Source organism: Hymenobacter volaticus, assembly GCF_022921055.1.
Taxonomy (GTDB): Bacteria; Bacteroidota; Bacteroidia; order Cytophagales; family Hymenobacteraceae; genus Hymenobacter; species Hymenobacter volaticus.
This window is the reverse complement of the sequence record NZ_CP095061.1, coordinates 4,213,848-4,226,787: the sequence shown is the minus strand read 5'-3', so window position 1 is coordinate 4,226,787 and position 12,940 is coordinate 4,213,848. Positions and strand designations below refer to the sequence as shown.

At 52.1% G+C, this 12,940-nt stretch carries 9 protein-coding genes and 2 pseudogenes; 3 read left to right on the top strand and 8 right to left on the bottom strand.

The window, feature by feature from the left end; all coding sequences use genetic code 11:
• Window positions 1-78: 78 nt before the first annotated feature.
• Window positions 79-1,167: a mannose-1-phosphate guanylyltransferase gene (locus MUN86_RS18390; protein WP_245119500.1), complete on the top strand. Its 1,089-nt coding sequence runs from the start codon at window positions 79-81 to the stop codon at window positions 1,165-1,167.
• 130 nt (window positions 1,168-1,297) lie between these two features.
• Here the strand turns inward: MUN86_RS18390 and rlmB are convergent.
• The 7 genes and pseudogenes from rlmB to MUN86_RS18360 all read right to left on the bottom strand — a co-directional run bounded on the left by rlmB (window position 1,298) and on the right by MUN86_RS18360 (window position 8,569).
• Window positions 1,298-2,007, bottom strand: a pseudogene (gene rlmB, locus MUN86_RS18385) (23S rRNA (guanosine(2251)-2'-O)-methyltransferase RlmB).
• A 260-nt stretch (window positions 2,008-2,267) separates the two neighbouring features.
• Entirely contained in the window at window positions 2,268-3,488 is a 1,221-nt protein-coding gene (locus MUN86_RS18380) for a GWxTD domain-containing protein (RefSeq protein ID WP_245119499.1), read from the bottom strand.
• Window positions 3,489-3,600: 112 nt separating this feature from the next.
• Complete coding sequence (locus MUN86_RS18375) at window positions 3,601-6,207, bottom strand: glycosyltransferase family 117 protein (protein ID WP_280640536.1); 2,607 nt, start codon at window positions 6,205-6,207, stop codon at window positions 3,601-3,603.
• 53 nt (window positions 6,208-6,260) lie between these two features.
• On the bottom strand, window positions 6,261-6,413 hold the full coding sequence (locus tag MUN86_RS31270) for a protein O-mannosyl-transferase family (protein WP_280640535.1): 153 nt from the start codon (window positions 6,411-6,413) through the stop codon (window positions 6,261-6,263).
• A gap of 401 nt (window positions 6,414-6,814) precedes the next feature.
• Window positions 6,815-7,132 (bottom strand): T9SS type A sorting domain-containing protein, encoded by a 318-nt coding sequence (locus MUN86_RS18370; RefSeq protein WP_245119498.1) that lies wholly within the window; start codon window positions 7,130-7,132, stop codon window positions 6,815-6,817.
• The gene (locus tag MUN86_RS18365) at window positions 7,111-7,470 is read right to left on the bottom strand and encodes a cupredoxin domain-containing protein (protein WP_245119497.1); all 360 of its coding nucleotides are present in this window, start codon (window positions 7,468-7,470) and stop codon (window positions 7,111-7,113) included. Before MUN86_RS18365 ends, MUN86_RS18370 begins: the two co-directional genes overlap by 22 nt.
• Window positions 7,471-7,804: 334 nt before the next feature.
• The gene (locus tag MUN86_RS18360; protein WP_245119496.1) at window positions 7,805-8,569 is read right to left on the bottom strand and encodes a biotin--[acetyl-CoA-carboxylase] ligase; all 765 of its coding nucleotides are present in this window, start codon (window positions 8,567-8,569) and stop codon (window positions 7,805-7,807) included.
• A 42-nt stretch (window positions 8,570-8,611) separates the two neighbouring features.
• Between MUN86_RS18360 and rsfS the strand changes: the two genes are divergently transcribed.
• Window positions 8,612-9,001 carry a ribosome silencing factor gene (rsfS, locus tag MUN86_RS18355; RefSeq protein WP_245119495.1) on the top strand — a complete coding sequence of 130 codons (390 nt, stop codon included), beginning with the start codon at window positions 8,612-8,614 and terminating at the stop codon, window positions 8,999-9,001.
• Window positions 9,002-9,093: 92 nt separating this feature from the next.
• Window positions 9,094-11,216: pseudogene (gene ftsH / locus MUN86_RS18350) on the top strand (ATP-dependent zinc metalloprotease FtsH).
• A gap of 325 nt (window positions 11,217-11,541) precedes the next feature.
• Here ftsH and MUN86_RS18345 read toward each other — a convergent pair.
• Entirely contained in the window at window positions 11,542-12,858 is a 1,317-nt protein-coding gene (locus MUN86_RS18345; RefSeq protein ID WP_245119494.1) for a tol-pal system protein YbgF, read from the bottom strand.
• Window positions 12,859-12,940 lie beyond the last annotated feature (82 nt).

The following is a 12,940-nucleotide window of genomic DNA, read 5'->3' as shown; positions in this document are numbered from 1 at the left end:
ATACCTCTTCACGGTTCCTTTTAAAGTTAGATATTTGCATACTCCTAACGCCTTAGCAACAGCAGCAATTTTCGTTTTATGATGCAACACACCTATCTCGTCGTAATGGCGGGCGGTATCGGTAGCCGCTTTTGGCCCTTTAGCCGCACCAATCATCCCAAACAATTTCATGATGTATTAGGCGTGGGTCGCTCGATGCTCCAACTGACCGTAGACCGGTTTGCGGGTATCTGCCCACCAGAAAATGTATTCGTAGTTACCAATAGAGATTATAAGGAGTTAGTACAGCAGCATCTGCCTGATCTGCCTGTCGACCAAATTCTAGGAGAGCCTATCGGACGTAACACTGCCCCTTGCATAGCCTATGCTAGCTATTGCATTGCGAAGCGTGATCCGCAAGCTGTTATCGTAGTGTCGCCGGCTGACCATGCCGTGCTACGCGAAGAAGAGTTTCGGCACATCATTAGCCAAGCTGTTGACGTAGCGCGCACGCACGAGGTGCTCATTACGCTTGGCATTCAGCCTTCCCGCCCTGATACGGGCTATGGCTACATCCAATACATCGACGACGAAGCCAGCAGCCTACCCAACGGCTTAAAAAAGGTGAAGACCTTTACGGAGAAGCCGAACCTAGAACTTGCGCAAATGTTCCTGCAAAGCGGTGACTTCCTCTGGAATTCAGGCCTATTTGTGTGGCGTGCTGATGTTATCGTGCAGGCTTTCCACCAGTACCTGAGCGACATTGCCGAGGTGTTCGACGACGGCCAGGATCAGTTGGGTACCGATCAAGAAGAAAACTTTATCTCGGAGGCTTACTCTCGTTGCCGCAACATCAGCATCGATTACGGCATCATGGAAAAGGCCGACAACGTGTTCGTGCTGCCCGCCGACTTCGGTTGGAGCGACCTGGGTACCTGGGATTCGCTGCACCGCATGGGCCGCCGCGACGAAAATAACAACGTTATCGACGGCGACGCCATTCTTTACGACACCACAGAGTGCGTTATCAAGACGCCATCTGAGCGCCTGGTAGTCGTGCAAGGTCTTGATGGCTACATCATTGCAGAGTACGACAATGTGCTGCTCATTTGCAAGCGCACTGAAGAGCAACGAGTAAAGGAATTTGTGGCCGACGTAAAAGCTAAGAAGGGAGTAGGGTACAACTAATTGATGCCGTTGAAAGGCCACTAGTTATTAAAAGCTCAGAATGAAATAAGCCCTTGCTGTGCAAACAGCAAGGGCTTATTTCATTTAGCGAAAGTTACTTCTCTTTTAATCTTATGCTTAGAAAGAGTAGTTAACTATTTATCAAACGCTGCCGCAACACCTCAAATAGCATAATACCGCTGGCAACCGAGACGTTGAGCGAACCAATCTGGCCGGTCATCGGGATGCGCAGGCGATGGTCGGTGAGGCGGAGATATTCGGGGAAATACCGTCTTCTTCGGAGCCCATGAGTACGGCTACAGGTCCAGTAAGGTCCACAGTGCCGGCTTCCAGGCTAGCATCAGCTTTCTCGGTACAGGCCACAATTTGAACTCCCGATTCCCGTAGGAACGTGATGGTGTCTTTCAAATTGGCTTCGCGGCACACGGGCACTATATTCAAGGCGCCTGCGGAAGTTTTAACAGCGTCGCCATTGATCTGGGCCGCGCCCCGGGCTGGCACCACAATGGCGTGCACGCCCATACACTCGGCATTACGGGCAATGGCACCGAAGTTGCGCACGTCCGTTACCCGGTCCAGAATCAGCAGGAAAGGCGTTTTGCCTTCTTCATACAGTCCAGCCAGAATGCTGTCGAGCGGCATGTAGTCGATGGGCGACACGAAAGCAACTGCCCCCTGGTGGTTTTTGCGGGTCAAGTTGTCAAGCTTCTCCACGGGCACCGACGACACTGGGATGCCTTGCTGCCGAGCCAAGTCGTTGATTTCTTGCGTGAGACTGTTTTTAGTGCCTCGCAACAGAAAGATTTTTTCCAGTGTCCGACCCGCGCTTAACGCTTCCATAATAGGCCGCAAGCCAAACAGCATGTCAATGCTGCGGTCGGCCGCAGCGGGACGGCTAGGGTAGCGTGGTTTTTCCTTGTCAAAAGAACGCCCTTCGCTATTGCGCGGGCCCTCCGAGCGGCTGTCATTATCTGCCGGACGGCTCTCAGGACGGCGGTAGCCGCTGGGAGCTTCATCATTAGAGCCAGGGCGGCCCGTATCCCGACGCGGGGCGCGGGGCACCGGGCGGTTTTCTGAGTCGTAGTAAGTGCGGCGCTCCTTTAGCGGCCGAGGGCGGTCGTCGTTGCTTTTCTCCATTGCTCCACGGCGGCATACCAAAGACGTTCGTACTCCGGCCGGCGCACCAATTCATAGTGTTCGGGGGCAAAGGTACTGGGTTTCCACCGGAACGTGTAGGCAGAAGATGCCCCATTATCTGTGCCGTGATATACCCAGCGTTCCTCCTGAGCCGTACGATATACGGCGTCAGGTGGTCCTATGGCTATATACAACATGCCGCGGTCAGTCATCCAGCCGGCTTTGTGCGCAACAAATAATTGGTTGGCTGCTTTAGTTCGGCCGTAGTACGTCCGGATAGCCTGCCGAGCTATGGCCTGCTGCCCGGTGGCAGCATTCAACCAAAATTGGTCTACTGCCCGTTTGGGGTTGGGTGCATCGTAGAGCTTTTTGCGCTCCGCCGAAGTAGTCAAATAGACCAAGGGCTGAATCAACTCATCGGCCGTCGTGAGTTCGGGATAATCTTCATCGGTAACCAAGATGCCCATCACGCCTCTTTCGCCAGCGAGGCGCACCGTATAAAGCCCTGCTTTCGGCAACACCACGGGCAAGCCTGCTGCAAAGGCTAGCGAATCGCTAACGGAAAGGGTAGGAGAAGTCGACGACTGACTGGCCGGGTTGGCGTGGGGTGGCAACGAAGGCACGAAAGGGGCTGCATACTGGCGCACCAGCACCGGCAAATCTTGGCCGTAACGGTCCACATAAAATACTTCGCCAGCTCGCACAGAGCGACGCATCAACGGTGTTCCTAAGGTATCGGTGAGCAGATAAGGCCGGGAAAGTAGGCTGGAGGTTAGGGGTAACCAAGCTGCGTCGCCGGTAGCAGCCTCGGCGGCGGGCGCGCAGGCCATGCTGAGTACCGTGCCACTAGTTAATTTGGCGATAGGCAAACAAAAGTCCACCCGGGCCGCTGTGCCGTCGGGGCGAATGCGCCGTGCGAAGTGGCGGACCGTATCGGTCCAGAGTGGGCGACGCGCGTCATACGTCGGCCAAGCCGCGATGCGCAGCGGTTGACCCTGTTGAACTGTGTTGCCATTCGGAAAGCGCAAATAAACTCGCAGACTGTCGCCTTCCCGGCGGGTGTCGAGCTGTACGCGCCGGTCGATGCGGTATTGATCGGAAAACTCTCTTTTTTGGGCGCTAGCAGGCAAGAAGCCCACTAACAACAGCAACAGTAGCAAATAACCTTTCATGAAAAACGGCATAAAGGCTGTAACGCGAAGTTCCACTCCATGAACGTAAAAACGACAACCATCAATGGTTTCGTTGAACGTTCACGAAGTGGAACTTCGCGTTACCGCTTGCTACTATTTACGACTATTGCCGCGGATAATACTGATTTAATATCTCCAGCGCCTTGCTAGCGCGGCCCTTATCGCCAATCTGTTCGGCGGCGCGGTACACGCTCTGCACGCTCAGCAAATAGGTCTGATTTTCCATGTCAAACAACGCTGGGTTGTGCGTCTGGTAGTAAGGTAGCGCCACCTGAGCACGACTAATCATCTTGTCCATGATGTCGTTGGCGCGGCTTTGCTCGCCTACTGCTACCAAGGCTGGCACAAATTGCGGCGCATAATAGTCGTACGGAATGCTCGCGTCGGGCATGGCAGCAAAGCACTTGTCAAGCACCTCTTTAGCTTTTGCCTTGTTGCCTTCGGCTAAATACGCGTTGGCCAAGCGAGCGAATTTGTCGCGGTAATTAGCCGGGAAGCGCAAGTTGTTTTCGTCGTAGAACACACCCGGATCATTGAGGCCGCGGTAAGCGAACTTCTTCATCAAGCTCTCATACATCAAGTCCTTTGCTACGTAGCCCTCGTCGCCGCGGGGTTGGTAGTTGGGGTCTTTGATAGGCAATACCCGGTAGGCCATACCTTCCAGTTGGAAGTAAGGCTGCATGTTCATGAAGTCACCGCCGGCCACGGTGCTGGAGAAGTAGATGGGCCGTTTCCAATTGTTGGTGGCCAGCATATCCAGAATAACCAGGTTCTTCTTTTCGATAGCGCCTTTACCCATGTTCCATTCCATGCGCGTCACGAGTTGTTTGCGCCGGTCTTTCGGAACAATGCCGAGTTGCTCTACTGCCGTCGTGTCCACGTCGAGGTAGAAGTTTGGGCTTGGGAACGACATCATGGAGGGGCCGCTTTCGTCGTACGACACCTTCAACAAGTCGCTGTTTTCGCGCACGAGTCCAATGAACTCCTTCAAGTTAATTTGCTTAACGGCAGGATTCTCGGCGAAAGGCAAGTAGTCGTTGGTGCCTTGCTTATACCGGTCGGCCGGCATGGAGATAGGCAGCGGCTGCGACTTATACGAGCGGTTCTTCATCTGCTGGATATACCAGTCGGTGTTCAGGTAGCTCAATACGGCTACTCGCACATCGGTACGCACACCTTCCACTTCCTGCGCATACCAGAGCGGGAAGGTGTCGTTATCGCCGTTGGTGAACAGAATGGCGTTAGGCTGCAGTGAGTTCAATAAGTTCTTGGCGGAATCTACGGAGTTGTAGCGGCCCGACCGGTCGTGGTCGTTCCAGCCCTGTGCTAGCAGTAGAACCGGAGCCAACAAGCCGATCACAGTAGCGGCTATAGCCCGACCAGAATCGGCTTTTAGTACCGAGCGTAGGAGTTCAGCCAAGCCTAGCACGCTTAAGCCTATCCAGATAGCGAAGGCGTAGGTGGCCCCAGTGAAGGTGTAGTCACGCTCGCGCGGCTCGATGGGCGGCTGGTTGAGGTAAACCACAATGGCCAAACCCGTGAACACGAACAACAGCCCCACAATTAGGGCGTTGCGCGAGTCTCGACGCGATTGATAGAACAAGCCGATTAAGCCCAAAATGAGCGGAATAGCAAAGAAATTGTTGCGGGCTTTGCTGTCAGCCATACGTTCTGGTACACCAGCATTGCTGGCCTGCCAAGGCCACAGCCCACCAGACTGCTGAATGTCGCTTTCCCGGCCCACATAGTTCCAGAGGAAATAACGCCAGAACTGGTGGCCCATTTGATACCGGAACAAGAACGAGAGGTTTTGGCCCATTGTGGGCTTCACACCTTCCTGAATATCAACCCATTTCTGGTAATTGTAGATATGCTCTGGCTGCGGGCTATAAATGCGGGGCAGCAGCATTTTGTCGGCGTCATCGTACACCACAACTTGGCGCTTTTCGGCTACCACATACTTGTTGCCTTCGCGCACATAGCGCGGAGCACCTTCCTCGTAGCGGACGGGACGAGCATTGAATTGTGGGCCGTAGAGCAGCGGCCGGTCGCCGTACTGCTCACGCTTGAGGTAGCTCACGAAGCTGAGCACATCCTCAGGGTTGTTTTCGTTGATGGTGGGGTGGTAGCTGCTCCGAATCGGAACAATCAGGTAGCTGGAGTAGCCAATCAAGATAAACACCAAGCTAAGCATGGCGGTGTTGAGCAGGCGGTTGCGCTTCTGAACAGAATAGCGGAAGCCTAGCACCAGCAAGCCCACAAACAGCAGCAGGAAAATGACAATGCCCGAGTTAAAGGGCAGCCCCATACTGTTCACAAAGAACACTTCGAATCCGCCAGCCAGGGAAGGCAGGCCAGGAATAATACCGACCATCACCAAGCCTACGAGCACAAGACTCAGTACCAGCGTGACAATGCCACCCCAAGTTGTGGGGTTTTGCGTGCGGCGGTAGTAGTAAATGAACGCTAGTGCCGGCACGGCCAGCAAGTTCAGCAAGTGTACCCCAATGGAGAGGCCAATTACGTAGGCAATCAAGATCAGCCACTTATCGGAATCTGATTCGTGGGCGCGGTTTTCCCACTTCAGCATGATCCAGACAACGGCCGCCGTAAACAGCGACGACATGGCGTACACCTCGCCTTCAACCGCGTTGAACCAGAATGAATCGGAGAAGGCAAACGACAAAGCACCTACTACTCCCGAGCCCAAGATTAATAAAGTCTGGCCGAAAGTAGGCTCTGGTGCACCCGGTACAGAATGCCCTACCGCCCCGAGTGGTGCAGTACTAGCTTTTTGGCCAAAATGGTAATGGTCCAGAACAGGAACAGCACCGTAAACGAGCTACTCAGCCCTGACAGCGCGTTGATCAGTACCGAAACCTTAGTTACGTCGCCAAAGGAAAACAGCGAAAACAACCGGCCCAGCAGCAGAAACAGTGGGGCACCTGGGGGTGAGGAACCAGTAATTTATAAGAGCAGGCAATAAACTCGCCGCAGTCCCAGAACGAAGCCGTGGGCTCCAGGGTGATTAAGTAAACGACAGTGGCAATGGCGAACACCAGCCAACCGACCAAGTTATTCAGGCTTTTGTATGAGCGCATACGGTAATTATTAGAAGGGGCAGACCCCGGCCGTCGTCGCCTGACGCGGGCTTTTGATCAAGAGTGGAAAGTTGTAGAACGCCAAAAGTAGGCAATAAATCCCGCCGTGCAGTGTGCTGTTTAGTAGCTGAAACTGCTGTTGCCAAGTAATACACACAAAAAAAGCGGCCAATTTCTTTGGCCGCTTCTCTGCAAGGATAATCAAACGCAAGCAAGTCAGTTCTGCAACACGAACCGCTTCGTAGACACTACTTTATCGTTTAGCACCAAGCTATAGAAATACATGCCCGCTGGCAAGTCCGACAAGTTGAGTGGCATTCCGGTATTAGAAGCTTCTGTGCGCAAGGCAAACGAGCGGATTTCCCGGCCCAGCACATTGGACAGGCGTAACTTATATTCAGGTCCTACTTTCTGGTTCAATGTCACAACCACCAAGCCTTTGCTTGGGTTAGGATACACGTTTAGCGCAACTCCGGCTGCCTTGGCATTGAGCGAAGCTTGCGGTGTATTGGTCACCGTGATGCTGCCAACCATACCTTCCCACGGCCCCCGGGAGTAGCTTGAAATGAATGTGGCTGACAGTGGTAATTGATGGTACCTACCGCATTGAAAGGGCCACGAGTAGCAGGAGTATTTGCGCTTACGTTGAAGGGCGCGAAGGAAGTTCCGTCATCCGCTACGCTCGGGTGGACGCCCGAAACCCATTCCCACCGAACCTCATCACCGGGGCGGATGGTAACGTTCTTTGGCGAGAAGTTATTCGGGTTGCCGCCAACTGTGACACCCACCATCACCACAACCGTAGCTGCATAAGTTGAAAAAGAAGCCAACATGAGGCTCATAAATCCAACTAAGCGAGTAGAAATTTTCATGCGGAAAGTTTTTGTTGAAAATCTGTCGGTGTGGCAGGTTTTCAAATATAGTTATTTTAACGTATTCGGTGCAAATGTCACTGCACTGAAACCAGAAGCACTTTTACTACTTAAGACAAGCACCATGCCTAATCAAGCACCATGCCTAATTGTGCATAGTAGTCTACTGATGAACAGATGACACTTAGAGCGAAAAGGTTGCGTTTAGTTTAAACACATTCACTTCGTATCACCTATTCTCCACTCGCTAAGCAACAGTTAAAGGTTGCTTATGGATCAACATATTCATAAAAATATATACATTTAGCTTCTTTGTATCGACCAAAAGCTGGTACTACAAGACGTAGCGAATTTGTTTTAAATCAAAATGGCGAATTTGGCCACCGATGGACAAGGCAAGCCGACCAGCCTCGTCAACATCCACAATTTCGCCGATGATCTGACGACCATCCACTTCATATAAATGCGGTTGCTGGCGGCGGTAAAGCACCTGGCAGTAGTCGTGGCGAATAGCGGCGAGGCGGCCGGAGCGTAGCTGCAGGTAGCGCCGTTCCAGATGTTCGAGCAACCGGCTGGCCAACGGCGCCAGCCCATAAGCACGGCCCGTCAGCGCGCTAAACGAGGTGGCCGTGGGCACCTGAAATTCGCGCTGATTTATATTCATTCCAATTCCTACTATGCTATGCTGAATCATTGTGCCGCTAAGCGTGTTTTCAATCAAGATGCCCCCTAGCTTGCGGTCACCAAAGAAAATATCGTTCGGCCACTTCACCCGAAGCGCGGGGTCGGGGCCGAGCAAAGTTTCTGCCCAGTCATGCACAGCCAGCGCTACCGCTTGGCTAAGCAAAAACTGGTCGGGAGCAGGCAGGAAGCTAGGGCGCCACACCACCGACAGCGTTAGGTTTTCGCCGGGAGCAGCCTCCCAGCGGTTGCCCCGCTGGCCTCGGCCGGCAGTCTGTTTGTCGGTTATTACCACGCAGCCGTCGGTGGCGCGGTTTCTGTAAATAAGATTCTGTGCTTCCGTGTTGGTGGAGGCACATTCGGGCAACGAAACCACTTGTTGACCCGTGAATAACGTTTGGGGGGAAAGAGCCTCCACGTGTTTTTCGTACTTTGTGAAGATCAAACCTAACAATACCCCATGAAAAGTACCCTGGTTCGGCAGGATTCGGACAAGTTGGCAGAGGTAGTAGTACGTGGTATGCAGGAAAAAAAGGCCCTGGATATCGTCGTGATGAATCTCAAAGAGTTAAAAAATGCTGTAGCTGATTATTTTATTGTCTGCTCAGCTTCGTCAGATACCCAAATCGACGCTATTGCGCGTTCGGTAGAGGAGGAAGTAGAAAAACTTACGGGCCAAAACCCTTGGCAAACCGAGGGCCGAATGAACCGCGAATGGGTGCTGCTCGACTATGTGGACGTAGTAGTTCACGTGTTTCTGCGCGACCGTCGGCAGTTCTACGCCTTGGAAGAGCTGTGGGGAGATGCAGAAATCCGCTATATAGAGGAAGAAACTGTATCGGCTCGATAAAGTAAAATGCCGCTGTTTTCGTCTATTAGCGAGAACAAACGTGTTGGCGGGGTGTTCCGCCATTGTTTTTTTGCCTTAGCTAACTCTTATACATGTCAGATAACACGCCCAAAAAGAAAAAGCCCATGTTGCCTAGTCCGGCCCCTAAACCCGGTATGCAACTCTGGCTACTCGCTGGGCTGGTTTTGTTTCTGTGTGCTTGGCTGTTCTTCAACCAAAGCGGCAACACAGTTGAAATAAACCAGCAGAAATTCGAGCAGATGTACACCGCCGGCGACGTGCGGGATGTACGCCTGCTCACCGACCGTTCGGTAGTGGAGGTGTCGTTGAAAAACGAGGCACTCCGTACCGACAAATACAAGCAGTTGCTGAGCCGTCGTGGTCCCCTCACATTCGAGGCAAGCCCGCAGTTCAGCTTCCGCGTAGTTGACGGAAAAACGTTTAAAGAAGATTTCGAGAAACTACAGGCCAACGTACCCCTCGACCAACGCATCGGCATTACGTTCGACACGCGCACTGGCTACGGCGACCTAGTTACTACGTGGGGCTTCACTATCCTGCTCTTTGTAGGTTTCTGGTTCCTGATGCGCCGCATGAGCGGCGGGCCGGAGCTGGCGGGCAGATTTTCAATATCGGCAAGAGCCGCGCTGCTTTATTTGAAGGTGGTGACAAAGTGAAAATCACCTTCAAAGACGTAGCTGGTCTGGAAGAAGCCAAAGAGGAAGTACAGGAGATTGTAGAGTTTCTCAAAAACCCTTCGAAGTTCACCATCTTGGGTGGCAAAATTCCGAAAGGAGCTTTGCTTGTAGGACCTCCCGGTACCGGTAAAACGTTGCTAGCTAAAGCTGTAGCAGGTGAGGCCGATGTTCCGTTCTTCTCTTTGTCGGGTTCCGACTTCGTTGAGATGTTCGTGGGTGTTGGTGCTGCTCGGGTACGTGACTTGTTTAAGCAAGCAAAGTCTAAGGCTCCTTGTATCATCTTCATCGACGAGATTGATGCTGTAGGCCGTAGCCGCTCACGGGGCAATATGCCTGGTGGCAACGACGAGCGCGAGAACACGCTGAACTCACTGCTAGTAGAAATGGACGGTTTTGGCACCGACTCAGGCGTTATCATCCTAGCTGCTACCAACCGTCCCGATACTCTTGACTCTGCGTTGCTGCGTCCCGGCCGTTTCGACCGTCAGATCAGCATCGACAAGCCAGACATCAATGGCCGCACCGAGATTTTCCAGGTGCATTTGAAGCCCTTGACGCTTGGCCCCGATGTGGAAGCTCGCCGTTTAGCTGCGCAAACTCCTGGTTTCGCGGGTGCTGAAATTGCTAACGTCTGCAACGAGGCCGCTCTCATTGCTGCCCGCCGCGATAAGAAGATGATTACGATGCAGGACTTCACGGATGCGGTTGACCGTGTTATTGGAGGTCTGGAGAAGAAGAACAAGATTATCAGCCCCGATGAGAAGCGTATCGTAGCTTACCACGAGGCAGGCCACGCCATTGCGGGCTGGTTCTTGGAGCACGCCGATCCATTGGTGAAGGTGAGCATTGTACCCCGTGGCGTAGCCGCATTGGGGTATGCCCAATACTTGCCTCGTGAGCAGTTCCTCTACAACACTGAGCAGCTTACCGATGAGATGTGCATGACCCTTGGTGGCCGCGCTGCCGAAGAAATTGTGTTCGGTAAGATTTCGACCGGTGCTCTTTCCGACTTGGAGCGCATCACTAAGATGGCTTACTCCATCGTGACGATGTACGGTATGAATGCCAAGTTGGGCAACGTTTCATACTATGACTCGAAAGGGCAGAATGAGTACGGCTTCTCTAAGCCTTATTCAGAATCCACTTCACAGATGATAGACGAGGAAGTGCGTAACATTATCGAGAATGCTTACATCCGCACCAAGGAATTGCTGACTGAGCGTCGTCATGAATTGGAAGTGGTAGCAAAAGAACTGCTCGATAAAGAAGTACTGCTTCAGGATGACTTAGAGCGTTTGGTTGGTAAGCGCCCACACGGTGTACAAACTAATTACCAAGCGCATATGGCCGGTACTGACCGCAGCGAAACCTTGAGCGAGCGGAAGCAAGAGCACCCTGGTGTTCCGCTCAGCGACGACCTGCCGGACCTGAACCTGCCAGGTATAGATGCTGATCTACCTAACGGTAGCGCCAGTTCGTCAGCTGGTTCCGGCGGTAGTGTAGTGACTCCTATGTAAGGTTCTGCCTTTGGCATAAATAAAAGAGCCAGTCCGTAAGGGCTGGCTCTTTTATTTATACTACTAATCTCGAGTGATTCAAGATTATTCTAAGTGCTAGTGCTAAAGGATCTAAGTAGGTGTACTAATAGCTTGCTGCGTCGTTACTTCTCAGACAAAATGATGCCTTATTAATTCTAATTAGTGCATAAGGCAAGTAGCATAGATTCATTGCTGCAACCGAAGAAGCTGGCCCAGGTAGCTCGTTCATTGTAACAGATGAGCTACCTGGGCCAGCTTCTTCGGTTGCAGTGAATGTGCATTATTCTAAATGCACATTCACCTTTTATTGGCTGGACTTTACGTCCAAAGATGATAAGCGAGTCTTGGCACTAGCCTTTTTAGCCTTATAATCTGTGGTATATATAGGTCCTTGCTGACTGGAACTAGCTTTCATCTGCTTGCGAGTCTTGAGGTAGTCCTTGGCTTCATAATAAATATCGGACTTACGCTCTGCCTTCTCTAACACAACTTGGTAGTAGCGACGAGCAGCTCCAACGTTATTTTCTTCGTCAGCAATTTTAGCCAAGTTGTAGTTGGCATGAACGTAATAGCCAACGCCAGTTTGACCGGTAGCTTCCGAAAAAACCACACACCGCTGAAAGTAGTCCTTCGCCTTCGCAGCGTTCTTGTACTTGTTCTGATTCAACCAGCCTAAATAATAGGTAGCGTATCGGCCGCTAAATCCTTCGTAGCCAGGCATCCCCCGATTTAACTTATCTAAAATGTCGAGACTAACTTGTTCGCATTTGCGGTGCTCGCCGTTATTGAAGCAAAGCATTGCGTAGTAGCGCTCGAAGTAGCCATTGTCTGGGTAAGTGGTAGCTAGTTGACGGGCGACCTGCAAGGCACCCGCTGAATTGTTCTCTTGCTCGCTCCCCAAGATCTTCATTAAGAAAAACTTGGCCTCAGGACCAGTGTACATGCCATTGGCGGCTACATTCTTGATCTGCTGCAGACCCAATTGGCGGTTGCCTCTAGGAAACAGCAGTAAAATAGGGCGCAACCATGGATGCTCGTCTGAAATCCAGGCAGCATAGTAGTTGAATAGCCCTTGCCCAAGTAAGAACTCTGGGCTCAAGCCATTCGCTTCCTTGCTCTTATCTAAATAGTCGAGGGCGCGTTTGCTGCTGACAGTCGCCTTACGCAAGTCATGGCGCTCGGCGTGCAGGCGGGCGTCGAAACCATAGGCAGCAGCAAGGAAGAAGCAGGCTTCATAGTTTTTGTTGTCGATGTCGTACAGCCGTTCTCCTTTGGTAATGGCCGTGTCCATGTAAGCGAAAAACGTCTTGTCGTAAATGGTGTTGGTGACGTTGCTCGGCATGATTTTCCACCACGTGCTTAACCCCATCAAGAAGTAAGGCATTGGGTGTTGTGGATAGCGCCGGCGCAAAGACCGGAACTGCTTTTCAGCCTGATCGTGCTTGGAGTTGTAGAGGTTGTGCACAGCCCCATCCAGTTCTATTTGGATATCCTGGTTAAGAAGCAACCAACTCTTGGTGTCTACAATGGCAGGCGCTACGTCTACGTTTTCAAGTGTGATGTTGCGCATGCCGTTCACCAGCGTTGTATCTGGTGATTGGGCGAAAATGTCAAGCGTCACTATAAAGAAAGCAAGTGTTGCCCAAGCTGGCTTGCCAACTAAATGGAGCCTGTTGATTATAGATATAAGCTGTATAAATTTG

What these genes read in the sequence shown, in the direction of transcription:
- MUN86_RS18380 (WP_245119499.1), bottom strand. Translation starts at nt 3,488, where the DNA reads ATGCCGTTTTTCATGAAAGGTTATTTGCTACTGTTGCTGTTGTTAGTG.
- rsfS (WP_245119495.1), top strand. Translation starts at nt 8,612, where the DNA reads ATGAAAAGTACCCTGGTTCGGCAGGATTCGGACAAGTTGGCAGAGGTA.
- MUN86_RS18370 (WP_245119498.1), bottom strand. Translation starts at nt 7,132, where the DNA reads ATGGTTGGCAGCATCACGGTGACCAATACACCGCAAGCTTCGCTCAAT.
- MUN86_RS18390 (WP_245119500.1), top strand. Translation starts at nt 79, where the DNA reads ATGATGCAACACACCTATCTCGTCGTAATGGCGGGCGGTATCGGTAGC.
- MUN86_RS18365 (WP_245119497.1), bottom strand. Translation starts at nt 7,470, where the DNA reads ATGAAAATTTCTACTCGCTTAGTTGGATTTATGAGCCTCATGTTGGCT.